The 23,669-nt window shown below is 61.8% G+C and carries 25 protein-coding genes and 1 tRNA gene; 12 read left to right on the top strand and 14 right to left on the bottom strand.

Annotated features, from left to right (window positions below; genetic code table 11):
- The first annotated feature begins 6 nt into the window (after positions 1-6).
- The 8 genes from GOQ28_RS09395 (at position 7) to ybgF (ending at position 7,294) form a co-directional block, all read left to right on the top strand.
- On the top strand, positions 7-1,737 hold the full coding sequence (locus tag GOQ28_RS09395) for a proline--tRNA ligase (protein ID WP_160352051.1): 1,731 nt from the start codon (positions 7-9) through the stop codon (positions 1,735-1,737).
- 47 nt (positions 1,738-1,784) lie between these two features.
- Positions 1,785-2,207 carry a tol-pal system-associated acyl-CoA thioesterase gene (gene ybgC / locus GOQ28_RS09390; RefSeq protein ID WP_160352052.1) on the top strand — a complete coding sequence of 141 codons (423 nt, stop codon included), beginning with the start codon at positions 1,785-1,787 and terminating at the stop codon, positions 2,205-2,207.
- 3 nt (positions 2,208-2,210) lie between these two features.
- On the top strand, positions 2,211-2,888 hold the full coding sequence (gene tolQ, locus GOQ28_RS09385) for a protein TolQ (protein ID WP_160352053.1): 678 nt from the start codon (positions 2,211-2,213) through the stop codon (positions 2,886-2,888).
- Entirely contained in the window at positions 2,888-3,373 is a 486-nt protein-coding gene (tolR, locus tag GOQ28_RS09380; RefSeq protein ID WP_160356270.1) for a protein TolR, read from the top strand. The genes tolQ and tolR overlap by 1 nt, the downstream gene beginning before the upstream one ends.
- Before the next feature lie 30 nt (positions 3,374-3,403).
- Complete coding sequence (tolA, locus tag GOQ28_RS09375; RefSeq protein ID WP_160356269.1) at positions 3,404-4,648, top strand: cell envelope integrity protein TolA; 1,245 nt, start codon at positions 3,404-3,406, stop codon at positions 4,646-4,648.
- A gap of 16 nt (positions 4,649-4,664) precedes the next feature.
- Positions 4,665-5,984: a Tol-Pal system beta propeller repeat protein TolB gene (tolB, locus tag GOQ28_RS09370; protein ID WP_160349132.1), complete on the top strand. Its 1,320-nt coding sequence runs from the start codon at positions 4,665-4,667 to the stop codon at positions 5,982-5,984.
- 34 nt (positions 5,985-6,018) lie between these two features.
- A complete protein-coding gene (gene pal, locus GOQ28_RS09365; protein ID WP_160349131.1) occupies positions 6,019-6,525 on the top strand; it encodes a peptidoglycan-associated lipoprotein Pal in 507 nt (168 codons plus the stop codon).
- An 85-nt stretch (positions 6,526-6,610) separates the two neighbouring features.
- The gene (gene ybgF, locus GOQ28_RS09360; RefSeq protein WP_160356268.1) at positions 6,611-7,294 is read left to right on the top strand and encodes a tol-pal system protein YbgF; all 684 of its coding nucleotides are present in this window, start codon (positions 6,611-6,613) and stop codon (positions 7,292-7,294) included.
- Positions 7,295-7,348: 54 nt separating this feature from the next.
- On the opposite strand, the gene GOQ28_RS09355 is transcribed toward ybgF, so the two are convergent.
- Complete coding sequence (locus tag GOQ28_RS09355; protein WP_336603761.1) at positions 7,349-8,269, bottom strand: DMT family transporter; 921 nt, start codon at positions 8,267-8,269, stop codon at positions 7,349-7,351.
- On the bottom strand, positions 8,266-8,775 hold the full coding sequence (locus tag GOQ28_RS09350) for a YbaK/EbsC family protein (protein ID WP_160356267.1): 510 nt from the start codon (positions 8,773-8,775) through the stop codon (positions 8,266-8,268). The genes GOQ28_RS09355 and GOQ28_RS09350 overlap by 4 nt, the downstream gene beginning before the upstream one ends.
- Before the next feature lie 125 nt (positions 8,776-8,900).
- On the opposite strand from GOQ28_RS09350, the gene GOQ28_RS09345 reads away from it, so the two are divergent.
- Positions 8,901-9,704, top strand: coding sequence for an alpha/beta fold hydrolase (locus tag GOQ28_RS09345; RefSeq protein ID WP_160349128.1), 804 nt, complete (start codon positions 8,901-8,903; stop codon positions 9,702-9,704).
- A 50-nt stretch (positions 9,705-9,754) separates the two neighbouring features.
- Here GOQ28_RS09345 and GOQ28_RS09340 read toward each other — a convergent pair whose 3' ends face one another.
- The 4 genes from GOQ28_RS09340 to GOQ28_RS09325 all read right to left on the bottom strand — a co-directional run bounded on the left by GOQ28_RS09340 (position 9,755) and on the right by GOQ28_RS09325 (position 12,713).
- Positions 9,755-10,219 carry a universal stress protein gene (locus GOQ28_RS09340; RefSeq protein WP_160349127.1) on the bottom strand — a complete coding sequence of 155 codons (465 nt, stop codon included), beginning with the start codon at positions 10,217-10,219 and terminating at the stop codon, positions 9,755-9,757.
- 103 nt (positions 10,220-10,322) lie between these two features.
- Positions 10,323-10,793 carry a universal stress protein gene (locus tag GOQ28_RS09335; protein WP_160349126.1) on the bottom strand — a complete coding sequence of 157 codons (471 nt, stop codon included), beginning with the start codon at positions 10,791-10,793 and terminating at the stop codon, positions 10,323-10,325.
- A gap of 89 nt (positions 10,794-10,882) precedes the next feature.
- On the bottom strand, positions 10,883-11,230 hold the full coding sequence (locus GOQ28_RS09330; protein WP_160349125.1) for a TIGR01244 family sulfur transferase: 348 nt from the start codon (positions 11,228-11,230) through the stop codon (positions 10,883-10,885).
- 88 nt (positions 11,231-11,318) lie between these two features.
- Positions 11,319-12,713 (bottom strand): aminotransferase-like domain-containing protein, encoded by a 1,395-nt coding sequence (locus GOQ28_RS09325; RefSeq protein WP_336603762.1) that lies wholly within the window; start codon positions 12,711-12,713, stop codon positions 11,319-11,321.
- A 164-nt stretch (positions 12,714-12,877) separates the two neighbouring features.
- Between GOQ28_RS09325 and GOQ28_RS09320 the strand changes: the two genes are divergently transcribed.
- Entirely contained in the window at positions 12,878-13,804 is a 927-nt protein-coding gene (locus GOQ28_RS09320) for a DMT family transporter (RefSeq protein ID WP_160356265.1), read from the top strand.
- Positions 13,805-13,937: 133 nt separating this feature from the next.
- The gene (locus tag GOQ28_RS09315) at positions 13,938-14,852 is read left to right on the top strand and encodes an alpha/beta hydrolase (protein ID WP_160356264.1); all 915 of its coding nucleotides are present in this window, start codon (positions 13,938-13,940) and stop codon (positions 14,850-14,852) included.
- A 23-nt stretch (positions 14,853-14,875) separates the two neighbouring features.
- On the opposite strand, the gene GOQ28_RS09310 is transcribed toward GOQ28_RS09315, so the two are convergent.
- From GOQ28_RS09310 to dnaQ, 4 genes are all read right to left on the bottom strand, one after another.
- Positions 14,876-15,466, bottom strand: a complete 591-nt coding sequence (locus GOQ28_RS09310) for a UbiX family flavin prenyltransferase (RefSeq protein WP_160356263.1) — start codon at positions 15,464-15,466, stop codon at positions 14,876-14,878.
- Positions 15,463-15,981: a TIGR02444 family protein gene (locus GOQ28_RS09305; RefSeq protein ID WP_160349121.1), complete on the bottom strand. Its 519-nt coding sequence runs from the start codon at positions 15,979-15,981 to the stop codon at positions 15,463-15,465. Before GOQ28_RS09305 ends, GOQ28_RS09310 begins: the two co-directional genes overlap by 4 nt.
- Positions 15,982-16,328: 347 nt before the next feature.
- Positions 16,329-16,403 (bottom strand) — tRNA-Val (locus tag GOQ28_RS09300).
- Positions 16,404-16,444: 41 nt separating this feature from the next.
- A complete protein-coding gene (gene dnaQ / locus GOQ28_RS09295; RefSeq protein WP_160356262.1) occupies positions 16,445-17,176 on the bottom strand; it encodes a DNA polymerase III subunit epsilon in 732 nt (243 codons plus the stop codon).
- 353 nt (positions 17,177-17,529) lie between these two features.
- Here dnaQ and GOQ28_RS18525 point away from each other — a divergent pair, with 353 nt between their 5' ends.
- On the top strand, positions 17,530-17,763 hold the full coding sequence (locus GOQ28_RS18525; protein ID WP_202109685.1) for a hypothetical protein: 234 nt from the start codon (positions 17,530-17,532) through the stop codon (positions 17,761-17,763).
- A 150-nt stretch (positions 17,764-17,913) separates the two neighbouring features.
- On the opposite strand, the gene GOQ28_RS09290 is transcribed toward GOQ28_RS18525, so the two are convergent.
- From GOQ28_RS09290 to GOQ28_RS09275, 4 genes are all read right to left on the bottom strand, one after another.
- Positions 17,914-20,970, bottom strand: a complete 3,057-nt coding sequence (locus GOQ28_RS09290; RefSeq protein WP_160356261.1) for an efflux RND transporter permease subunit — start codon at positions 20,968-20,970, stop codon at positions 17,914-17,916.
- Positions 20,971-20,972: 2 nt separating this feature from the next.
- Positions 20,973-22,103 (bottom strand): efflux RND transporter periplasmic adaptor subunit, encoded by a 1,131-nt coding sequence (locus tag GOQ28_RS09285; RefSeq protein WP_160356260.1) that lies wholly within the window; start codon positions 22,101-22,103, stop codon positions 20,973-20,975.
- A gap of 273 nt (positions 22,104-22,376) precedes the next feature.
- Positions 22,377-22,841 (bottom strand): ribonuclease HI, encoded by a 465-nt coding sequence (gene rnhA / locus GOQ28_RS09280; protein WP_160350942.1) that lies wholly within the window; start codon positions 22,839-22,841, stop codon positions 22,377-22,379.
- A 45-nt stretch (positions 22,842-22,886) separates the two neighbouring features.
- Positions 22,887-23,663 carry a methyltransferase domain-containing protein gene (locus GOQ28_RS09275; RefSeq protein ID WP_160356259.1) on the bottom strand — a complete coding sequence of 259 codons (777 nt, stop codon included), beginning with the start codon at positions 23,661-23,663 and terminating at the stop codon, positions 22,887-22,889.
- Positions 23,664-23,669 lie beyond the last annotated feature (6 nt).

Genomic DNA, 23,669 nt, shown 5'->3' with positions numbered 1-23,669 from the left:
TTAACTATGCGCGCATCTACCTATCACATTAATACGCTGAAAGAAGCCCCCTCCGAAGCCGAAGTCGTCAGCCACCAGCTGATGACCCGCGCGGGTATGATCCGCAAACTTGCGGGGGGTATCTACACCTACATGCCGCTGGGCTTGCGGGTGATCCGGAAAATTGAAGCCATCGTGCGCGACGAGATGAACGCCGCTGGCGCCATCGAGCTGTTGATGCCCGTGGTGCAGCCGGCCGAGCTATGGCAGGAATCTGGCCGCTGGGTGCAGTACGGCCCGGAGCTGCTGCGCATGAAGGACCGCCATCAGCGCGATTTCGTCTTGCAGCCGACCTCGGAAGAGGTGATCACCGACATCGCGCGCAATGAAATTCATAGCTATCGTCAGCTGCCGCTGAATTTCTACCATATTCAGACCAAGTTCCGTGACGAGCGCCGCCCCCGATTCGGGCTGATGCGCGGGCGGGAATTCACGATGAAGGACGCCTATTCGTTCGATCGCGACGAGGCGAGCGCGCAGCAGAGCTACGACAAGATGTTCGACGCCTATATGCGGATTTTCGCCCGTCTGGGGCTGGAATTTCGCGCGGTGGCGGCCGACACGGGCTCGATTGGCGGCACGCGCAGCCACGAATTCCAGGTGATTGCCGATACGGGCGAAGATCTGTTGGTTTACAACCCCGAGACGCAATACGCCGCCAATATCGAATTGGCCGAGGCGCCCTGCCTGCTGGCCGAGCGCGCGGCGGCGTCCGAGGCGCTGACGCTCACCCCGACGCCCGGTGCGGCCAAGTGCGAAGACGTGGCCGAGATGCTGGGCCTGCCGCTGGAACGCACGGTGAAATCGCTGGTGTTGGCGACCGAACCGGAACCGGGCAAGGTTCAGATCTGGCTCTTGATGCTGCGCGGCGATCATGAACTGAACGAAGTTAAAGCGGGCAAGGTGCCGGGTCTGGACGGGTTCCGTTTTGCCTCGGAAACCGAGATCGTCGAGCATTTTGGCTGCAAGCCGGGCTATCTGGGCCCGGTCGCCACCGCTAAGCCGGTACGTGTCGTGGCCGACCTGACGGTTGCCAACATGTCCGATTTTGTCTGCGGCGCCAATCAAGAGGGTCACCACTACACCGGCGCCAACTGGGGCCGCGATATGCCGGAACCGGAATTGGTCGTGGATCTGCGCAATGTGGTCGCGGGCGACCGCTCGCCGGACGGCGTGGGGACGCTGGCCATTCAGCGCGGCATCGAGGTGGGCCACGTGTTTTTCCTCGGCACCAAGTATTCAGAAGCGCTCAAGGCCACGTTCCTGGACGAAACCGGCAAGCCGGCCACGCTGCAAATGGGCTGCTACGGTATTGGCATCACCCGTATCGCGGGCGCGGCCATCGAGCAGAACCATGATGGCCGTGGGATTGTGTGGCCACGGGCGATCGCGCCGTTCGAGGTCGTGATTTGCCCGGTGGGCTGGGGCAAAAGTGAAACCGTTCGCAACGAAGCCGTAAAACTCTATGACGAGCTGAAGGCCCGCGGCGTGGATGTGATTCTGGATGATCGTGACGCCCGTCCCGGTGTGATGTTCGCGGAATGGGAGCTGATCGGTGTGCCGCTACGTGTAACAGTTGGAGAACGCGGCCTGAAAGAGGGTGTGGTGGAATTGCAGGCCCGGCGTGAAAGCGAAGCGGCCAAGATTTCCGTCGAATCCGCCCTGACTCAGGTGCTGGACAAGCTGGAAACGCTGTAGACTGCCGGGCCGACTACCAGGCACGCCCAACCGAGCGACTTGTCATTGTGATTGAATCGAAGTCCAACGAGGCGACCCTCCAGATCCGTGTCTATTACGAGGACACAGATGCGGGTGGGGTCGTCTTTTACGCGAACTATCTGAAGTTCTTCGAGCGCGCGCGCACGGAGTGGTTGCGCGAGCTGGACGTGCAGCAATCCGCGCTCGTCGAAACTGAAGCACGCATGTTTGTCGTGCATTCGTTGGACATGTCGTACCGCAAGCCCGCGCGACTGGATGACCTGATCACCATACGCAGCCGTATCACGCAGCTTGGCCGCGCCTCGATCCATTTCGAGCAGCGCGCCGAACGCGATGGGGAACTGTTAGCGCATGGCAATATTCAAATCTGCTGTGTCGATGCGATGAATTTGCGTCCGAAAGCCCTGCCCGCTGTCGTACGCGAGAAACTGGAACCTATTCAGGAATAACTCATGCAAGTCTCCAACGACATGTCGTTGATTTCGCTGGTCACCCAGGCCAGCATCCCCGTCCAGCTCATCATGTTGCTGCTGCTGGGCATTTCCATCATGTCCTGGACATATATCTTCGCCAAGCGAATGGCGCTCAAGCGCGCGCATGCGCAGACGCGCCGTTTCGAAGATGATTTCTGGTCGGGTGGCGACCTGTCGATGTTGCAGCAGGCTGTCGCCAGCCGCCGCGACGAGCATGGGGCGCTGGCGCGTATCTTCGACGCGGGGATGACGGAGTTTCTGAAAGCGCGCCGCACGCAAGGCGGTGATGTCAATGCGATCCTGGACGGCCCGCGCCGCGCGATGCGCGCGGCCTACCAGCGTGAGATGGATGCGCTGGAATCGCACTTGAACTTCCTGGCTTCGGCAGGCTCGGTGAGCCCGTACATCGGCCTGTTGGGTACGGTGTGGGGCATCATGCACGCCTTTATCGGTCTGTCGAATATGCAGCAGGCAACGTTGGCGTCGGTGGCGCCGGGTATTGCCGAAGCGCTGATCGCCACGGCGATCGGCCTGTTCGCGGCCATCCCCGCTGTCGTAGCCTACAACCGCTATACGCACGATATCGACCGGCTGTCGATCCGGTTTGACAGCTTTGTCGATGAGTTTCTGAATATCCTTCAACGCCAGGTGCGCTAATGCCGTCATTACGCTCGCACGGCCGCGCGGGCCGCAATATGAAGGCCGACATCAACGTCGTGCCCTACATTGACGTGATGCTGGTGCTGCTGGTGATTTTTATGGTCACCGCGCCCTTGATCACCCCGGGCCTGATCAATCTACCCTCGGTGGGCCAGGCCTCGGAAGTGCCCGCTACGCCGCTCGAAGTCCAGATTTCGGAAGACGGCCAGGTGGCTTTGCGCATGCGTGAGGCCGGCGCCACTTTGCAGGACATTCCTCGCGACCAACTGATCAGCCAGGTGCGTCAGCGCATCACCGCGGAGACACCGGTGGTGATTGCCGCCGACGGCAAGGTGCCGTACGAAACCGTGGTCAAGGTAATGGACGAGCTGCGCAGCAATGGCGTCACGCGCCTGGGTCTGCTGGTCGATCAAAGCGGTGGCGCCAACCAGACGACGACCACGACCGCGCCTACTGCGACCAAGCCGGCCGGCGGGCGATAACGCGTCGCCACGCGCCGCTTTGCAACGTTTATGAGTCGACCAATTATTCAACATAACAGCGCCGCGCCAAGTTCGCCCGCTGCGCAAGACAACCGCAAAGCATTGGGCCTGGCTATTCTGGCCCATTTGCTGCTGCTGGTTGCTCTGATCTTCGGCGTCAGCTGGCACACGGAGAACCCGGGGCCGGTACAAGTCGAGCTTTGGGCCGATGGCGTCACACCCGATGCGCGCCCGCCCGAGGAGCAACCGGACGAGCCGGATACTAAACCCGAGCCGCAACCGGAGCCCGAACCCGAGGCCGAGCCTGAGCCGACGCCGCCACCTCCTCCGGCGCCGGAGCCTGAACCGCAACCAGAGCCACCGCCACAGGCTCCCCCTCCCCCTACCGCGCAACCCGAGCCCCAGCCCGATCCCGAGATCGCGCTGGCCGAGGCCCGTAAAAAGCGCGAGGAGGAAGAAAAAGCTCGTCTGGCCGCTGAAGCCGCCAAGGAGAAAGCGCGCTTGGAAGAAGCGCGCAAGCTGGCAGAGCTGAAGGAGAAACAACGCCTGGAACAAGAGCGCAAAGAGGCTGAAGCTGCCGCAGCGCGCAAGGCTGCGGCAGAGAAAGCGGCAGCCGAGAAGGCGGCTGCAGAAAAAGCCGCTGCCGAGAAAAAAGCGGCCGCTGAGAAGGCTGCGGCTGAAAAGGCGGCTGCCGAAAAAGCTGCTGCGGAAAAAGCCGCCGCCGAGAAGAAGGCCGCGGCAGAAAAAGCGGCTGCCGAGAAGGCCGCCGCTGAGAAGAAGGCCGCAGCAGAGAAGGCCGCTGCGGAAAAAGCAGCGGCAGAGAAGAAGGCGGCCGCGGAAAAGGCCGCTGCCGAGAAGAAAGCGGCTGCGGAGAAGGCTGCCGCCGCCAAGAAGGCTGCCGCCGACAAGGCCTTGCGCGACGCCATGCGCGGCGACGTGCTGGGCGCGGCCGGGATTCCCGGCGGCACGGCCGACCGCAATCAACAAGGCGGCGGGCGCGATAGCGGTTATGGCGCCAAGGTCCGCAGTTGCGTTCGACCCGGCGTGGTGTTTGATCCGCCACCCCGTTCGGGCAGTGCGAACCCAACGGCGCAATACCGGGTACAGTTGAGTTCAGATGGAAAGGTTACAGGACTGAATCTGACGGGATCGTCGGGTAATGCTGTCTTCGACCGCGCGGTTGAAAACGGTATCCGTCGCTGCAACCCGTTCCCCAAACCGTCGGCCGGCGCGTACCCGTCCGTAATTGACGTTATATATCGCATGTATGACTGACAGGAGATTGATGATAATGACACCCGCCTACAGCCGCCCCGCGCGATCGGGGCTAGTGCGTGCGTACTGCATGCTTTTCACTCTGCTGACGGCCATCGCCCTGCTGGTTTGGCAGCCTGCTCATGCGCAACTGCGCGTTGATATCTCGGGTACCGGAGCCACCCAGTACCCGGTCGCGATCGCGGATTTCGCAGGCGATGATGAACAGGGCCGCGCGCTGGCCGATGTCATCCGCGCCGATTTGACGCGCACGGGTCAATTCCGCCTGATTAACGCGGCAGGCGCCGGATTGAACGTGGACTCGCAGGTGAACTACGACGATTGGCGCAACCGTGGCGCCGACTTCCTGGCCTACGGCAGCATCACGCGTGGTCCTGATGGTCGTTACGACGTGCGCTATCGCCTGGGCGACACGATTAAGAAAGGCCAGCTCGATGGCGTGGCGTTCTCCGGCACCGAAAAAGAACTGCGCCGTATCGCGCACCAGATCGCTGATCGGATCTATGAAAAGATCACGGGCGTGCGTGGTGTGTTCTCTACCCGTATCGCCTACGTGCTCAAGCGCGGCAATACGTATGAGCTGCAAGTCGCCGACGCCGATGGTCAGAACCCGCAAGTCGCGCTGCGTTCGCGCGAACCGGTGATCTCGCCGTCCTGGTCGCCCGATGGCAGCAAGCTCGCGTACGTGAGCTTTGAATCCGGCAAACCTGTCGTGTATGTCCATACGTTAGCTACCAGCGCTCGCGTACCGGTTGCGAACTTCAAAGGCAATAACAGCGCACCGGCCTGGTCGCCTGATGGCAGCAAGCTCGCCGTGGCCCTGACGCGCGATGGACTGTCGCAAATTTACATCGTTAGCGCCGACGGAAGCTCAAATGCGCGCCGTTTAACGCGTTCCCCGGGCATTGATACAGAACCGGTATTTACGCCGGATGGCCGCAGTATTATCTTTACGTCTGACCGCAGCGGTGGACCACAGATTTATCAAACAAGCCTAGACGGAGGCGACGCCCGTCGCCTGACATTTAACGGTAGTTACAACATATCACCCCGAATTTCCCCCGACGGATCCACGCTGCTGTACGTTTCCAGACGCGACGGTGCGTTTCGCATCGCCTCACTTGATCTTGCCACGGGCAACGAAACTCTTCTGACTGATGGTCGCGACGATCAGTCACCAAGCTTTGCGCCCAACGGCAAACAAATCCTTTACGCCGCGGTCCAGAATGGCCGCAGTGTATTGGCCGGTGTATCCAGTGATGGTCGAGTGCGCCAAACGCTGTCCGTATTGAACGGCGAAATACGTGAACCCACGTGGGGACCTTTTACCCGCTAAAACGCGAATGACCCTTCTTTGCAAAGGAAACATCATGAAGATGCGCATTGCTAAAAGCTTTACCATCGCTGCTATGGCTGCCGCGTTGGCCGCTTGCAGCTCGGTTCCCCTGGATGACCAGTCGGCTGGCGCCGGCTCGTCGGGCTCCGGCATGGGCGGCTCGGCCTCTGGCGAGATCCTCGATCCGTTCAACCCCCAGAGCATCCTGGCGCAACAGCGCTCTGTGTATTTTGATTTCGACAGCTATTCGGTGCCTGAGCAGTACCGTGGCCTGGTGGAAACCCACGCCCGTTACCTCGCTTCGAACCCGCAACAGCGCGTCCAGATCCAAGGCAACACCGACGAACGCGGCGGTGCGGAATACAATCTGGCCTTGGGCCAACGTCGTGCTGACGCCGTGCGTCGCATGATGACGCTCTTGGGCGCCACCGACGCGCAGATCGAAACGATCAGCTTCGGTAAGGAAAAACCCCGTGCCACGGGTTCCTCCGAAGCCGATTTCGCGGAAAACCGCCGCGCTGATATCGAATATCAGCGTTAAGCGATTCGCGCATTAGCTCTGCCGCGCGTCGGGACGGTCCAAGCGGCCGTCCCGACGTTTTTGTTTTCTAACTCTGGAAATTTCTATGCGCGCTAATGTCCCGTCCTTGCGTATTCTGGTTGTCACCGCCGCCGTGCTTGCCGCGACGCTTACCGCGCCGGCACATGCTTTTTCCGACGATGAGGCCCGCCGAGCCATTCTGGATTTGCGCGAACAGCTCAAGCGACAGAGCGATTTGAACGCTCGCGCACGCCTGCAACTGGCTGACCAAATGCAAGCCTTGCAACAAGAAATTACCCAATTGCGCGAGCAATTGGAGCTGGTGTCGCGTCAGCAGCCCAGTGGGGCGGCCGCGCAAGGCGCATCGAATCCGCAGGGCGTGACGGCAAACGATCCGAGCGAGCAGGCTGCCTACGACGGTGCCATCGATCAGTTCCGTCAAGGCGAATACAAAGAGGCTTCGGAATCGTTGGCCGCGTTTTTGGCGCTGTATCCCAACAGCCCGCTGGCGCCGACCGCCCGCTTTTACCTGGGCAGCAGCCGTTACGCGATCAAGGACTATAAAGGCGCTATTGAAGAGTTGACCCGCCTGGTTCAGCAGACCCCGAACGATCCGCGCGCGCCTGACGCGTTGCTGGTGATGGCGGGCAGCCAGATCGAGTTGAACAACCGCGCTGGCGCCAAGGCGTCGCTGGAGCGCATCGTCAAGACTTACCCGAATAGTCAGGCAGCCGAGACGGCAAAGAATCGTCTGCAGCTGCTGCAGTAAGCGTTGGCCCAGGCGGGGGCTTGATGCTTTCCCGCCCTCGCCGCCCGGCGCACTTTAGCGCCCGGCGACCGCCACCAAGATCCCGACTCCAATGACAATCAGCGCGATGCCCAAGAGCTCGCGCCGACTCGACGTATGGGCGAAGATGCGACGCGACAGTATTTGAGCAAACAGCACTTCGACGAGCCCCAAGGTTCTTACATTGGCGGCAGCGGTCAGGGCGAAGCCCAGAAACCATCCTTGCGAAGCACACGCTCCCAGCAAGCCACCCCAGATCGACGCGCGCCATGCCGCCATACAAGCAATCAACAGCGCGCGGTTAAAGAGCAGCATCCATACGATCAGGATCAGACTCTGTATGCCCAAGGACCACACCAGGGTCCAGGTGGATTGAAGAAAGAATCCGCCGCCATCCAAGACCAGTATCGCGCCGCGAAAGCCGATCGCCGACAAGGCGAAGAAAGCGCCCGAGACCAACCCGAACAAAGCGGGACGCAGGCTGCCTTTTCCGGTGGCCGAAGCGCCCTTGCTGGACATCAGCACCACGCCTAGCGTCGCCAACACAATCGCCAAAACCCCCGTCAGTGACAATGGGTCGCCCAGCACGGCGAAGCCGAATATGGCGACCTGAATCGGCTCGGTTTTGGTCCAGGCGGTCACCACCACAAACGACCGCTCGCGCATGGCCGCCAGCATCAACGCCGTGGCGGCAATTTGCGCCACCGCACCGCCAATCACGAACGCGAGAAATTCGCTGTTGATGCCGGGCAGCGGACCACCGTCAATCGAATAGACCACAGCCAGAAACAGCAGCGCGAACGGAAAGCCGAACAGGAATCGAACCTGGGTGGCGCCCAGCGTGCCGAGCGTTTCGGTCAGACTCCGCTGAACGGCGTTGCGCCCGGCCTGCGCGGCAGCGGCGGCCAACGTGGCGGGAATCCACAGCCACGTCCAATCCATCGCGGCGCCGCTCACGTGGCGCTGCCCGGTTGCAACGCGATGTCGGCTACGGGCGCGTCGGTCATGGCCGCAAGCTGTTGCGGGCTAAGCCGAAAGACCGCATGCGGATGGCCGGCAGCCGCCCATAGCACGTCGTATTGGAATAAATCCTGATCCAGCAAGGTCACGGGCCGGGTGGCGTGACCGATGGGACACACCCCGCCGATGGCGAAGCCGGTTTTTTCGCGCACGAAACGAGCATCGGCTTTGCCCAGGTCGCCGACAATGGCGGCGACTTTGGTCTCATCGACGCGATTGACGCCGCTGGTCACGACCAAAACGGGCGCGCCATCGGAGAGTCGGCGAAAGATAATGGATTTAGTGATCTGACCGACCACGCATCCCAAGCCCTCCGCGGCCTGCGCCGAGGTGCGACCGCTTTGCGGCAAGATCACGATGGGATGCTCATGTCCCAGCGTCTCGAGAAGCTGGGCGATACGTTGAGCTGATTCGGGTAACGCTGCGAGAGACTCCGCTGACATGACAGGCAATTCCGATTGGTCGTACAAAGGGTCGTTCGTGGATCGATCAAGGAGTTCGAGTGTAGCAGCGACTGTGCGGGCCACGCAGCGCTAGAATCACAGGCTGTCGTTTCCTGATCCTTGACATGCGCGCCGAACCCAAGCTTTCCCTGCAAACCGCACACATTAACGATTACGCCATGACGTATGCCGAAGCCGGACAAGGCACGCCCTTGATTCTGGTGCATGGCTCGCTCTGTGACTGCCGGTATTGGAAGGCGCAACTCGGGGGTTTGGGAAAGCATTTCCGGGTGTTGGCCCCGAGTTTGCGTCATTATTGGCCACAGCAATGGGACGGTGGGACGTTCTCCATCGACCAACACGTGGATGATCTGCTCGAGTTCATCGACATCGTGGGAGAAGGCGCCGCGCATGTGGTGGGTCACTCGCGCGGGGCACGCATCGCACTGGAGGCGGCATTGCGCGAGCCGCGTCGCGTACGCACATTGACCTTGGCCGACCCGGGCCGTCTGGCACCCGTGCCCACCTCGGACGAGCGCGGGGGGTTCAGGCAACGTGCATTGAAGTTGGTTGACGAAGGCCGGGTCGATGATGGCCTGGCGCTATTTGTCGATACCGTCTCGGGACAAGATACCTGGCGCCGCATGGTGCCGTGGTTTCAGGAGATGGTGCGGGACAACGCTTCGACCTTGCGCGCGCAGGCGTCGGAAATGTTAAAGCCCCTGCCCCGGGAACGCGTGGAAAAACTGGCCATGCCGTTGCTCTTGATCGGCGGTGCACTGAGCCCGGAACCGTATCCGGAAGTCGTACAGATGCTGTCGCAATGGCTGCCTTCGGCCCAAAAGGAAATCATCGCCGGTTCCTCGCATGGCATGAACCTGGGCAATCCTCGGGCCTTCAACAGCGCGATCGAACGGTTTTTGCTCTAGGCGTCGCGGCGAGCCTGCTCACAGGCTCAGCCACGGCATTACGCCTTGCCTTAGCTGTTGTCTTCTTTGACGCGATAAACCAGCACGGCGCAGGTTGCCAGCGACAAGACCTTGGCCGTCACGCTTCCCAAGAGGAGACGAGACAGACCGCTGCGGCCGTGACTGCCAATGAAGATCAGGTCGCAGCCATTGTCGATCGCGGCTTGCACCACACCTTCGGCCACATTGAAATTCGATACGGCGCTCGATTCGGCCTTCACGCCCGCGGTATCGGCACGGTCCAAGACCTGCTTCAGATACTTTTCGGACTGCTCTGCCGCGGCCTGGTCGTAATCTTCGTCGGTGATGGCGTAAGCCGCAGCCATGCCGTCGAACCCGATCGTCGCGGAAAACGGCTGGGTGACGTGCAAAGCCACAACCTCTGCATCGATCGAACGCGCGAACGTGATACCCGCGTTGGCGGCCTGTGCCGACAGCGGCGAACCGTCGGTGGGAATCAGGATTTTCTTGAACATCTTGCCTGCTCCTGGTTGCATATTAGGAACAAGCATCCTACCGGAAAAACCCTGCGCCCACAGCGCGGGCGCAGGCGGTTTGTTAGAGGAAAATCAAAGAGATTTATTTCTTCGGTTTTTCTTCCTTGACGCGGTAGACCAATACCGCGCAAGTGGCGAGCGACAGGACTTTTGCCGTGACACTGCCCAGCAGCAACCGCGACAAGCCGCTGCGTCCGTGACTGCCGATAAAAATCAGATCGCAGCCATTCTCGCTGGCGGCCTGCACGATACCGTCGGCGACATTGAAATTGGACACGGCACGCGACTCGGCCTTGATGCCGGCTGTGTCGGCGCGCGCCATCACGTGCTTGAGATATTTCTCGGCCTGCTGCGCCGACGCCTTGTCGTAATCTTCGTCCGTGATGGCATAGGCGGCGGCCATGCCATCGAAGCCGATAGTCGCCGCAAAGGGCTGGGTCACGTGCAGTGCGACGACCTGTGCCTGAATAGACCGGGCAAAACAGATGCCCGCATTGGCAGCTTGCGCCGACAGCGGGGAGCCGTCGGTGGGGATCAGGATCTTTTTAAACATTTCCCGCCTCCTGTCTGCTAGATGGGAAATGCATGCTACCGGAAAAAACCGGCAGCAACAGTCAGGGCTTTCCGCAGTATCCCGCGCGATCAGGAGAGCTGCTGAGAGGCGACAAACAGGTTCGTGCAGCGCGTACCGGTGCGGCAATAGGCCAATACGGGAGCCGGCAAGGTCTGGAGCAGTTCAGCGAAACGCGCGACATCATCGGCGGTCATGGCGCTGCCGACCACGGGCTGATATTCGACGTGCAAGCCGGCCTCGCGGGCGGCCGCCGATACGTCGGCGGCGGTGGGCTGATCCGGGCCACCCTCGAAATCGGGACGGTTGATGATGACGCTCTTATAGCCGGCCGCGGCTACGGCGGGCATGTCGGCGGCCGAAAGCTGGGGTGCGACAGCGAATAGCTCGGTCAAGGGGCGAATCGGAAGGTCGGACATAACAGTTCCTCGAGATGAAATAGGACAATCAAAGCCGGTTATAGACAATAGTCAGTATAGACTTGCGGCACCCCGCCATGCAGTTGCGTCATTGAGCCAGTACCCGTTTCAACATGGTCCAGATGGCGGGCATATCGACCATCGCGACGGAAAAGCGCAGCATGCTGGAGGTGGCCTGGGAAGGTGAAAACAGGGTGCCGGGCGCGAGTAGCAGACCATGTGGCGCGGCAAGCCGGGCCAGCGCCTCGGAGTCGCGGCCACAATCGGCCCAGACGAACATCCCGGCCTGCGGCACGTGCGGGATCGTGAAGCCGAGCCGGCTGAGTTGATCAACGCATTGTTCACGCGCGGTATTGACCCGGGCGCGGACGCGCTCGATATGCTTGCGGTATTGCCCCTCGACCAGGATGCGGTGGACGACGCGTTCACCCAGCTCGGGGGTGGTCAGGCCGCCCAGCATTTTGAGATCCACCAAGTGACTGAGCACCGGTTCCGGCGCGGCGATGTAACCGACGCGAAGACTGGCGGCAAGCATCTTGGAAAAGCCGCCGGCGAGAATGACGCGATTGAGCCGATCCAGCGCGGCAAGTTTGACGGCGCCGCCGGGGTGCAAGTCGCCATAGGTGTCATCCTCGACGACCCAGAAATCATGTCGCTCGGCGATACGCAAAATGTTGTAGGCCGCCCCGGCAGACAGCGTATGGCCGGTGGGATTGTGTACCGTCGGGTTGATGATGAACAGGCGCGGTTTATGCAGCGCGGCGAGCCTGTCGAGTTCGGCGAGATCCGGCCCGTCGGGTCCGCGCGGCACACCAAAGATGCGCGCGCCGAAGGCCGCCAGTCGGCCAAAGATAAGAAACCAGGCCGGGTCCTCGACCAGCACCGCATCGCCGGGTTGAACCAGATGGTGGGCAATCAGATCCAGGCCGTGCGTGACGCCGTTGGTGGTCACCAGGTGCCGGTCGGGGTGCGCGGGTATGCCCTCGGCCTGTAGCTGCGATGCCAGCTGTTGGCGCAGCGGCGCGTAGCCTTGCGGCGAGCCATAGGCCATGAACTGGCCGCGTACCGAGCGTCCCACGGCGCGCACCGCGGCCGAGACCATATCGGGATTCATCCAGTCTGCCGGCAAGAGCCCGGCCCCGCCCTGCATGGACGACTGCGTGGGTTCACGAAACATATTGCGCACGAGCCATGTGACATCGATGCGCGACGGAGGAAGGGCTTGCGCTTTACCGGCCTGTTCCGCCACCAGCGGATCACGACGGGCCGCGACGAAAAATCCCGCCCCTCGGCGTGACTGCACCAGACCGCGGGCAACTAGCCGGTCGTAGGCTTCCACAACGGTAAAGCGGCTGACACCCGCCTCTTGCGCCATGACCCGTATCGAGGGCAGACGCGTGCCCGGGCGTAGCCCCTGGTCATCAATCCGCCGCGCAAGGTTATCGGCCAACTGAGCGACCAGCGTCGCGTCGCCCTGCCGCACGGGCTGCCAGGAGATGGAAGTTTGGAGGTTGGCTGTCATGGTGTTTTGACCGGGCCAGTGCAGAGAACGTTCTGTAAAAGTGTACCGGTACTGTACTGCAGGGTTTACGTAGAGTGAGCGAATTCCCAGTCGCTTGCAATCCCTACCCCTCAGGAGTCTGAGCCATGTTGTCCCGATCCGCCCCTTGTCCCGCCCCCACGTTGTCGCCGCCCACTGCCTGGCAAGGCTACGGCTATGGACTGCTGGGCGTACTGATTTTTTCGCTCACGCTGCCTATGACGCGCGTCGCGGTCACCGAGATGTCGCCCTGGCTGATCAGTCTGGGGCGGGCGTGGCTGGCGGCCGTGCCGGCCATACTGATGCTGGTGCTCACGCGCAGCCGCCGGCCCACGCGCGAGGAATGGCCGGCAGTCATTCTCGCCGCGCTCGGTGTCGTGATCGGATGGCCGTTGACCTCAACCTTCGCCCTGACCACGGTGTCCTCGTCGCACGGGGCGGTGTTCAATGGATTGCTGCCTTTGTGCACTGCGATGTTCGCGGCGTGGCGCAGCGGCGAACGGCCACCACGCGCGTTCTGGGCCTGGGCGGGGGCAGGAGCGGTGCTCGTGATGGTTTACGGGCTGCAACAAGGCGCCGGCCGGTTTCAGGCGGGCGATGTGTGGCTGCTGGTGGCGGTGGTGCTGGGCGGCATGGGGTATGCTGAAGGCGCGCGTGCCTCGCGCACGCTGGGCGGCGCGCGTACGATTTGCTGGGCGTTGGCGATCAGCGCGCCAATTTTGACGGTACCTGTGATGCTGCTGCTGCGCGATGCGGCTGCCACGACCGGCTGGCCGGGAATGCCGGTGATCGGGGCGTTCGCGTATCTGGCGTTTGGCTCCATGTTTCTGGGCTTTTTCGCCTGGTATCGCGGCCTGGCGATCGGCGGCATCGCCCGGGTGGGACAGGTTCAATTGCTGCAACCGTTTTTGACCGTGCTGGCCGCGGCGACCTTGTTTCACGAGTCCGTGGAGCCCTCGGCGTTTGTGTTTGCGGTGGCGGTCATCCTGGTCATCGCGGGGGGACGGCGCGCCATGTTGAACTCTGCGCGGTAGAACGTGTCGATAATTAGGTGGAGGGCGTAGCCCTCAGTCGGTACGATGCGCCCCGCCGCCACCTTAAGCGCGTGGAAATCCGGTTTCCCTGCGCCCTACTCTGTCCCATTCACTCCGCACACTCTGCCCGCCCATGCTCCTGCCGCGCTTATTAACCTTTCGACGCCTGATTGTCGGCAGTGTGCTGGCGGCGGCGAGCGTCGTCGGTTGTACGCAGCTCGATGCCTGGCAGCGGCAGGCCATTTTCTCTGTCGAATCCGAGTCCCAGCGCTGGTGGAGCGAGCCGCCGGACGGCACGGAATCGTTCGAACTGGAGATTGCCGACGGCGAGCGCGTACACGCCTGGTATTGGCAGCATCCCAACCCGGAGGCACCGACCGTACTGTATTTGCATGGCGCGCGCTGGAATCTGAATGGCAGCGCCTTTCGCATGTCCGGCTGGACGCGAATGGGCTATTCCGTGCTCGCCATCGACTATCGCGGTTTTGGGCAATCGACGCCGCGCTTGCCTTCAGAGGAGTCCGCGGTCGAGGACGCTGCGGCGGCACTACGCGAGCTTGCCCGCCGTCAACCCGATCCGTCCAGACGCTTTGTCTACGGCCATAGCCTGGGTGGAGCGATTGCGATCAATCTGGCCGCGCGACCCGACATGCCGGAGTTTGCGGGCCTGATTGTGGAATCGAGTTTTACCAGCGTTGCCGCCATGCTGCGCACATTGAGATGGGGCAAGCTCCCCGGTGCGAGCCTGCTGGTGACGCAGCCGTTTGCCTCGGTGGAAAAGTTGGCGACGCTAAGCACCCCGATGCTGTTTTTACATGGCACGGCCGACCGGGTCGTGCCGCACACCATGAGCGATGAGCTCTTCGCCGCGGCGGTCAAGGTGCCGGAAAATCTGAAACGCGTCGTCAAAATCGAGGGCGCTTCGCATTCGGGTGCGATTCGCAGTGGCGAGGTCTACGAGAGCGCCGTTCGCGACTTTATTCAGGATGCGACTCGTGCCTATGCGAATGCGGCTGCCGTTCATCGGCCGGCACCCCCAGCGGGATAGGCACAGTCAGGGCCGCCGCGCGTTCAGTGTGCGCCTGAATCAGTCGAAGCATCCGCCTGCCGCCAACGGCTGGTTGAACCCAGATGGATGCCGAAAAGGTCCAATGCCCGACCCACGCTTTGCGTGACCGTCTGATCGAGGGTTTGATGCCCGTGATAAAACGCCGGCACGGGCGGCATGATGATGGCGCCGTTGCGCGTGGCCTGGGCCATCAGATCGATATGACCGGCATGCAGCGGCGTTTCGCGCAACAGCAGCACCACGCGGCGTCGCTCTTTCAGACAGACGTCGGCGGCCCGTGTGACCAGCTCATCGTTGTAGCAATTGGCGATGCCGCTCAGCGTCTTGATCGAGCACGGTGCCACCAGCATGCCGGACGTGATGAAAGAGCCCGAGGAAATGGCCGCACCGATGTCTTTATGGCTGTAGACCTCGTCCGCCAATTCGCGGACGGCTTCCAGCCGGTAGTCGGTTTCCTCGGCAATCGTGCGCGCGCCGGAGGACGTCACAATCAGATGAGTGCGGACGTCACTGACAGGCTGCAGGAGTTCGAGCGCTCGAATGCCGTAGATGGCGCCCGATGCGCCGGTGATGGCGATGATCAGATTTTTCATGAAAAACAGCCTGTCGCTGCAGCAGCTATGACGTTCACAGCATTCCTTTCTTCGATATCGGCAGGCCGACCGCCATAGTACTGCACCACATGCAACAGATTGGTGGCCGCTGTCTCGCTGGCATCAGCTGACGCGTTGTGGCCCAGACAATGAGCGAGCTGCCCTAACTGCGCCAACTCTACCAGCTCGGCTGCGATTTCCACGCTTTGCACCTTGGCACGCAAAGCATCGGTGTGATCATTGGGTGCGGGCGCAGGGCCGGTTTTCAAACGACGCCTGACGGCACGCAAGGGCAGCACGATCTCGCGGTGCCACTGCCTGATTTGAATGGCGGCTTCTTCGATATCTTGCGGCCGCATTGACCGTGCCAACCGGACACCCATCCAAGCGGCGAACAATAAGACATTGACGTCTAGCTGGACACGCTCCTGCAGGGTCAGACAAGCCTCCGACACGCCTTCACATCCATACAGCGCGATGGCATCCGAGGGTAAATCAAGCGGGATATCAGGCACCCGGCCTCTCCACGTGACGTTTATCTGCAAATGTAATGAAGACACGGCATGGGCCGCGGGCATGAATCCGCCGATCCGGAAAATGCATCGTGTCGCATTCGTTCAAACACCACCAGACATCTCTGCACATGGCGGTTTGCCCACTCTCGACTTTACCAAGAAAGGAAGAAGCAAACTCACGAGGCAGAGGCCTGTACGCTCGCGCCGTCCGCTTGGGGCCCGTCTCGGCCCACGACCAGCGCAAGCCCCGCCGTGACTCATTGGCCAAGCCCCCGGGCGGGTATATTGAGCGCCAAAAAACAAAAGGCCTAGCGAATTACGCTAAGCCTTTTGTTCTTTGGGTATCCTGGTGGGTGGTACAAGGTTCGAACTTGTGACCCCTGCCGTGTGAAGGCAGTGCTCTACCACTGAGCTAACCACCCAAAGAAGCGGAATTCTAGCACACGAAGTTTCAGCGTGCAAGCTATGCTTCGGCGGTGGCTTCAGCCGGTATTTCGAGCGAGCGCCAGACGCAGGCGCCGCCTACGGCCTTGTCGAGCGCGGCCAGATATTCGTCATGGGCCGTGAGTTCGTCGCCGCTGGCACGTAGCACGGGCAGGACGGAGCCGTCGAAAGCCTGCAGCGACACGCCGGCAGCCCCGCTGCCCGAGGTGTCGTCGACCTCGATCAGCAAGGCGTCCTGGCCGCGCGTCATGGCCAGCCACACCTCGGCCAGCAGTTGCGAGTCCAGCAACGCGCCGTGCAGCGTGCGATGGGCGTTGGAGATGCCCAAGCGGTCGCACAGCGCGTCCAGCGAATTGCGCTTGCCCGGATATAGCGTACGCGCGTGCAGCAGCGAGTCGGTGATCGTGGCACAGTGCTCCGACAGCGTGCCCGCGCCAATGCGCGCCAACTCAGCGTTGAAGAATTTCACATCGAACGCGGCGTTATGGGCGATGAGCTCGGCGCCACGGATAAAGTCGAGGAATTCCTGTGCGATTTCCGGGAATCGCGGCTTATCAGCCAGGAACTCGGTCGTCAGCCCGTGTACGGCAAGTGCTTCGGGATCGCTGTCGCGATCGGGATTCAGGTACAGGTGAAGGTTATTGCCCGTGACGACGCGATTGACGACTTCAACGCAGCCGATTTCGATAATGCGATGGCCCTGCGCGGGGTCAAGTCCGGTTGTTTCAGTATCAAAAATGATTTGGCGCATGAGGGCAGATTCGTAACGGATGGTATGCGTGGAAGATCCGTGGCACGGCGCGCGCCACAATCGCTAAGCGGCTATGTCCGTGCGCTGGCCAACCGCGGCTGGTCCGGTCTGGAGAGACAGCGGCGGTGACGGCAGCGGCGCACCGTATGATTCATAACGGATCGACCAGGAAAGACAGTAGTGTACCTAGCCTGGCGCCATCCTGCCTGTCGCACCACGTCGCCGAAGAGCGCCCCTAGCAACAGCCTTTTTCAACGGACACACGCCGTCACGCCGCGTGGCGGCGACGGCTTCTACTATGACCAGTGAAAGGTGAGGGGTTTTCCCCGCTCACCATCTCGCAGGAGGTCACCATGAGCCCTACCCCATTAGATAACCCGATTGCCAGCCCCAAGGGCGATCAGCGCCGCTCCGCCGCCGAGGAGGAAATGCTCGGCACGGGCAAAATGCCCATGCCGGAGGACACGCCGGTCGTCGCGGGGCAACCGCGTGATGGCCGTGTGCTCACGGAACCCGGCAATCCCGGCATTATCACGCCGGAGGACGATGAACTGGTGAACACGCCCAGCGACGAGTCTAAGCCGTAGGTTCGCACGGGCACCCGCGCATCGAACCGGCGCCTGCATGGCCCTGCGGGCCAGGGAATACCCATGTCAGCGGCCCAACGGCCGGAACACTATCCCGGTGCATTTCCCATAACACTACGAGACCGAGGGCCTACTGAGCCCTCGCGAAAACTACACGTGAGAGGTGTCGACGGTTTGCTGTGGCTTGCGTACTTTGGCGATCAGGGTGTAGGCGACAGGGACCACAAACAGGGTCAGCACCGTCCCCAACATCAGCCCACCCACTAGCACCCAGCCGATCTGCTGACGCGACTCGGCGCCCGCACCCGATGAGACTGCCAGCGGCAGCGTGCCCAGAACCATGGCGCCCGTCGTCATCAAAATCGGACGCAAGCGCATCACGCTCGCCTCTACCACGGCCTCGAACAGCTCGTGACCCTCATCGCGCAACTGATTGGCGAATTCGACGATCAGAATGCCGTGCTTGGTGATGAGGCCCACCAGGGTGATGAGCCCGATCTGGCTATAGATCGATAACGTCCCACCACTGAGCCATAGAGCCAGCAACGCCCCCGTCATCGACAACGGCACGGACAGCATGATGATGAACGGATTGCGCCAGCTCTCGAATTGCGCCGCCATCACCAGATAAATGAACGCCAGGGCCATGGCGAAAACCAGGTAGATACTGCCCGAGGAGTCGCGGAACTCGCGCGACTGACCGTCCAAATCCGTCTGAATCGTGGGCGGCAAGACCTCGCGCGCAACCTGCTGCATATGCTCGAGCACTTCGCCCAGCGCATAACCCGGCGCCACTGCGGCCTCGACCTTGACGGCGCGCAGGCGGTTGAAGTGATTCAGCGACTGCGGCGACACGCTTTCGTGTACCGACAGCAGGTTATCCAGCTGCACCATCGAGTTGTCCCGGGTCCGCACGTAGATGCCGGAGATATCAGTCGGGTTGCTGCGATCACGCGGTTGCACCTGAACGATCACGTCGTACTGTTCGCCCTCGTCCTTATAGCGAGTGACCTGACGGCCGCCCAGCATGGATTCCAGGGTGCGTCCCACCACATCGACCCCCGCGCCCACGTCCGCCATCTTGTCGCGATCGACCTGTACGCGCAGCTCGGGGGTGTTCAGGCGTAGGTCAGAGTCCAGGTTCACCAGACCGGGGTAGTCGCGCAGCGCGTCCATGTAGATGTTCACCAGCCGCGAAAGCTCGGGATACGAGGACTGGCTCATGATGACGAACTCAATGGGCTTGGAGCGCGCTGACTGGCCCAAGGATGGTGGATTGCTCGGGAAGGCTTTCACGCCCGGGATCGCGGCGAATTTCGGCTGCAGTTCGCGAGCGATATCTTGTTGTTTGCGATCGCGCTCTTCCCAGGGTTTGAGCCGCAGGATCGCCGTGCCGTCGGTCACGGTCGGAAACCCGATCGAGACTTGATAGGAGCCCGCGTCGTCGATCTTGGCGTAGTGTTCCTCGATCTCTTTCATGCTATCGAGCATGTAGTTGACCGTCGAACCCTCTGGCGAGGACACGATGCCGAAGATCACGCCACGATCCTCGATCGGCGCGAGTTCGCTTTTGACCACCGAGAACAGCACGCCGCTGGCACCCGCGAATAACAGCCCCACCACCACGATGACCGCGCGGTGCTTGAGTGACCAGCGCAAGGCGCGCCGGTAGCCATTACCCATGCCGTTGAGCCAGCCTTCGATGAGGTTGTAGAACCGATTATGGCGGGGCTCGTGACGCAGCAGGATGGAACACATCATGGGCGTGAGCGTCAACGCCACGAAGCCGGACACGAGCACGGCGCCCGCCAGGGTCAAGGCGAACTCGATAAAGAGTTTGCCCGTACGGCCAGTGGCGAATGCCAGCGGTGCATACACCGTGACCAGCGTGAGGGTCATCGCCACGACGGCAAAGCCGATTTCCTTGGACCCCTGCAGCGCCGCCTGCCGTGGCGGCATGCCGTCCTCGATGTGCCGATAGATGTTTTCAAGCACCACGATGGCATCGTCCACCACCAGACCAATAGCCAGCACCATGGCCAGCAGAGTCAGCGTATTGACCGAGAATCCAAACATGTACATCAACGCGCACGCGCCGATGAGCGAGACGGGGATGGTAACAATAGGGATGACGCTGGCGCGCAGGTTGCGCAGGAAGAAGAAAATCACCAGCACGACGAGAACAATCGCCTCGACGATGGTCTGCAAGACGGAATTGATGGAGCGCTCGATAAACGTCGACGTGTCGTACGCGATGTTGAGCTTCATCCCTTCTGGCAGCGTTTCGTTTAATCGTTCGACCTCGGCGCGCACGGCCTGCGACAGATCCAGCGGGTTGGCCGTGGACTGGCGGGTCAGGCCGATGTTGATGGCTGGCCTGCCATTAAAGCGGGAAAGAATCCGGTCGTCGGCCGCGCCGATCTCGACCTTGGCGACATCGCGGATACGCACGGGATAGCCCTGCACATTGGCCACCACGACATTGCCGAACTGTTCGGGAGTTTGCAGGTCGGTCGACGACACCACGGTGAATTCCCGGTCGCGCGACTCGATGCGGCCGGCCGGGATTTCGACGTTCTGGCTTTTCAGCGCATTCTCGACGTCCTGCACGGTGAGGTTATAGCCGGCGAGCTTGGCGCGATCGACGAAGATGCGCATGGAGGGTAATCGTTCGCCGTAGACGCGGACTTCTGCCGCGCCCGGCAACACCGACAACCGCGTCTTGATATAGCGGTTGATATAGTCAGAGGTCTCGATCACCGAAAGGGAGCCCGACTCCACCGCGATGAAAATGATCGGGGTGGCATCGGCCTCGACCTTGCCGATGATGGGCTCGTCGATTTCATCGGGCAGGAACCGCCGCGCACGCGAGACTTTGTCGCGCACTTCGGCCGCGGCGGCATCGGGATCGCGCGATAAATCGAATTTGACGTTGATCTGGCTGCGCTCGGTGCGGCTGCGCGAGGTCATGACGTTCACGCCCTCGATGCCGGCCAGTTGATCCTCCAGCGGCTTGGTCACCTGCGACTCGACCACCTCGGGCGAAGCGCCCTTGTAGGTGGTGTTGACCGAGACGATCGGCTCGTCGATGTTGGGATACTCCCGAACCGACAGGCGGGAATACGAGATCAAGCCGATGAGCACGATGATGAGCGAGAGCACCGATGCGAACACCGGCCGTTTGATACAGACCTCGGACAAAACCATGATTATTTCGCCGCTTGCGGGTTAGCCTGCTCCACTGCCGACGCATCGCGCGCGATTCGGACCGGCGCGCCATCAGCGAGTCGCTGGAATCCGGCGATCACGACTTTGTCGCCCGCTGACACGCCGGTCAGGATTTCGACTTGACCATCGCGACGCTCGCCCAGGGTGACTTCGGTTCGGTGCGCACGGCCGTCTTTGACGAGGTAGACGTACTGAGCTTGCCCGGACGGTGCCAAGGCTGCCTCGGGAACCGCGAGCACTTCGTCCGTGCCGAACAAGAGCTGCACGCGCGCAAACATGCCGGGCCGCAGCAAGGCATCGCTGTTGGGTACCACGGCGCGGATGAGAATCGAGCGTCCGCCCGATTCCACGAGCGGGCTGACGGCATAGACCTCGCCCTCTCGCTGCATACCGGGCAAGGCGTCGAGCCGCAGGTTCAGCGCTTGGCCGACGCGGATCTGGTTGAAGTACATCTCGGGCACCCGGAAATCGACCTTGAGCGGATGGATGGCCTCGATCGGCACCAGGTCCTGGCCCTGTCCGACGTAATCGCCGACCGACACATTGCGCAGGCCGACCACGCCAGCGAAGGGCGCGCGTAGCACCATTTTGTCGAAACGTGCCTGCGCGAGTGCGACGGCGGCCTGCTGGATTTTGAGATTGCTGGCTGACTCGTCGCGCGCTTGCTGACTGACAAAGCCCCGGCCTTGCAGATCCACGGCGCGACGGTAGTGTGTCTGGGCCAGCGCGAGGTTGGCGCGCGCCTGGTCGAGTTCGGCGCGCGCGACGGCGTCATCCAGACGGAACAAGACCTGGCCTTCTTCGACCGGCTGGCCTTCCTTGAAGTCGATGGCCTGGATGCGCCCTGCCACTTCCGGACGCAACACCACGGACTCATCCGAGCGCAAGCTGCCGACCGCGGCAATGCCGCGAGCGAGTTGCATGGGCTTGACCTCCGCGACCTCGACACGAACCGTCTCGGCGGGCTTGGCCGGTGCCGGGGCGGATGCAGCGGCCGGGGCGGCCGCGACCTGACCGGCGGGTGCTGGCCACCATCGCGCGCCCACAAAACCTAGCGCCACACCCGCGGCGAGCCCGACCGCGATAGCGGTCAGCATTACAGCTTTCTTCATGCGCAATTAATCAGAGCTTGAGCCAGTGGCGCCTTGATGTCCAAGGCCCGCTGTTGGTGAACAATTCGGTGAGGTGGCACTTTAGCACCCACGGTTTACACCTAGGCACAAATTTGTCCTAGTAGTTCCATCGGATGGCGAGGAATCCGGGTAATCCCCGATCTCGAGCCTGATTTCCCGGGGGGGTGTTATCGGCATGGGGGCCGTCGAACGGCTCAGTTGCAGCGCCGGATTGCGTCGGCCTGTCGTGACTCGCCCGGCACGCAAAGCGTTTCAGCTGGCCTTGCGCAAGCTCTCTACACCCATATTGGCCAGCGCGTCGGCGCGCTCATTGCCAGGGTCGCCCGCATGCCCGCGCACCCAGCGCCATTGCACTTGGTGACGCCCCACTTGTTCGTCCAGCGCCTGCCAGAGTTCGGCATTTTTCACGGGCTTTTTGTCCGCGGTGAGCCAGCCCCGCCGCTTCCAGTTGACGAGCCATTCCGTCATGCCTTTCATGACATATTGGGAATCCGTGTGGATGATCACCTCGCACGGACGTTTGAGCGCGCGCAGGCCTTCGATCACGGCGAGCAGCTCCATGCGGTTATTGGTCGTGCCGGCTTCTCCGCCATGCATGGTTTTTTCGTGCGAACCGGCGCGCATGAGTACGCCCCAGCCACCCGGGCCCGGATTCCCTTTACAGGCGCCGTCTGTCCACATTTCGACCTGTGGGCGATTATCTTGATGATTTTGCATGAATCCTACTGTTGAATCAGACCGAGCGCGAGCATGGCGTCTCGTTCAGAGTTTGTCAGGACCGGGTTGGCGGTTCACGACCACGGGCGCAACACGTGCGCGTCGCCGGCGCTTTTTGGATTTCCAGGGCGCGCCGACCAGACGCATCCCGGCCACGCGCTTGACCGCACACACGACGTAGACCGCGCCGCCGAACGCCCACCAGCGGCCTCCGTGGGCTTCCATGAAGCTCCAGCGTTGCAACCATTTTTCGGTGCGACACGCCGGCGCGTAACAGCCGAAACGGCCCGGCTCGACATCGAAGGACATCAGCTTGAGCCAGTCCTTTAAGCGTGGCAAGGATACCTGAGATGAAAACGGGCGCGGCAGCCAGGGCTCCATGCCTGGAGTGGCGTTACGCGCGCCCCACAGGCTCCATGGATTGAATCCGGACACCACCAGGCGGCCTTCTGGGACTAGCACGCGCTCGGCTTCGCGCAGCACGGCATGCGGCGCATCGGTGCATTCGAAGGCGTGCGGCAAGACGAGCAGATCGACGCTCTGCGTCTCGAAGGGCAGCGCGTCCGGCTGCGCCACTACGCAGCCCTGCCAGAGCGCTTTCTGCGAGTCCGAGGGCATCTGCGCGCCGACCCAGCCTTTAAAGGGCATGCGATTGTCATGCAACAGATTGAAGTCGGCCAAACCGACTTGCCAGGCGTAATAGCCAAAGACATCCGCGACAATCTTGTCGAACTGCTCGCGCTCCCACGCCAGGACATATTGCCCCGGGGGTGTCTGAAACCACTCGGCTAGTTCTACAATCGGCGGAATTTCCTCGGTCACGGCGAC

The sequence above is a fragment of the Bordetella sp. 02P26C-1 genome, from assembly GCF_009763255.1.
Taxonomy (GTDB): domain Bacteria; phylum Pseudomonadota; class Gammaproteobacteria; order Burkholderiales; family Burkholderiaceae_B; genus Bordetella_A.
Note: the sequence above shows the minus strand (reverse complement) of the source record. Positions and strands in the feature narration are given on the sequence as shown.

Bases quoted from the DNA above. Each gene is read 5' to 3' on its own strand.
- GOQ28_RS09395 (WP_160352051.1), top strand. From the start codon at position 7: ATGCGCGCATCTACCTATCACATTAATACGCTGAAAGAAGCCCCCTCC.
- tolQ (WP_160352053.1), top strand. From the start codon at position 2,211: ATGCAAGTCTCCAACGACATGTCGTTGATTTCGCTGGTCACCCAGGCC.
- tolR (WP_160356270.1), top strand. From the start codon at position 2,888: ATGCCGTCATTACGCTCGCACGGCCGCGCGGGCCGCAATATGAAGGCC.
- tolA (WP_160356269.1), top strand. From the start codon at position 3,404: ATGAGTCGACCAATTATTCAACATAACAGCGCCGCGCCAAGTTCGCCC.
- tolB (WP_160349132.1), top strand. From the start codon at position 4,665: ATGACACCCGCCTACAGCCGCCCCGCGCGATCGGGGCTAGTGCGTGCG.
- pal (WP_160349131.1), top strand. From the start codon at position 6,019: ATGAAGATGCGCATTGCTAAAAGCTTTACCATCGCTGCTATGGCTGCC.
- ybgF (WP_160356268.1), top strand. From the start codon at position 6,611: ATGCGCGCTAATGTCCCGTCCTTGCGTATTCTGGTTGTCACCGCCGCC.
- GOQ28_RS09350 (WP_160356267.1), bottom strand. From the start codon at position 8,775: ATGTCAGCGGAGTCTCTCGCAGCGTTACCCGAATCAGCTCAACGTATC.
- GOQ28_RS09345 (WP_160349128.1), top strand. From the start codon at position 8,901: ATGCGCGCCGAACCCAAGCTTTCCCTGCAAACCGCACACATTAACGAT.
- GOQ28_RS09340 (WP_160349127.1), bottom strand. From the start codon at position 10,219: ATGTTCAAGAAAATCCTGATTCCCACCGACGGTTCGCCGCTGTCGGCA.
- GOQ28_RS09335 (WP_160349126.1), bottom strand. From the start codon at position 10,793: ATGTTTAAAAAGATCCTGATCCCCACCGACGGCTCCCCGCTGTCGGCG.
- GOQ28_RS09330 (WP_160349125.1), bottom strand. From the start codon at position 11,230: ATGTCCGACCTTCCGATTCGCCCCTTGACCGAGCTATTCGCTGTCGCA.
- GOQ28_RS09320 (WP_160356265.1), top strand. From the start codon at position 12,878: ATGTTGTCCCGATCCGCCCCTTGTCCCGCCCCCACGTTGTCGCCGCCC.
- GOQ28_RS09315 (WP_160356264.1), top strand. From the start codon at position 13,938: ATGCTCCTGCCGCGCTTATTAACCTTTCGACGCCTGATTGTCGGCAGT.
- GOQ28_RS09310 (WP_160356263.1), bottom strand. From the start codon at position 15,466: ATGAAAAATCTGATCATCGCCATCACCGGCGCATCGGGCGCCATCTAC.
- dnaQ (WP_160356262.1), bottom strand. From the start codon at position 17,176: ATGCGCCAAATCATTTTTGATACTGAAACAACCGGACTTGACCCCGCG.
- GOQ28_RS18525 (WP_202109685.1), top strand. From the start codon at position 17,530: ATGAGCCCTACCCCATTAGATAACCCGATTGCCAGCCCCAAGGGCGAT.
- GOQ28_RS09290 (WP_160356261.1), bottom strand. From the start codon at position 20,970: ATGGTTTTGTCCGAGGTCTGTATCAAACGGCCGGTGTTCGCATCGGTG.
- GOQ28_RS09285 (WP_160356260.1), bottom strand. From the start codon at position 22,103: ATGAAGAAAGCTGTAATGCTGACCGCTATCGCGGTCGGGCTCGCCGCG.
- rnhA (WP_160350942.1), bottom strand. From the start codon at position 22,841: ATGCAAAATCATCAAGATAATCGCCCACAGGTCGAAATGTGGACAGAC.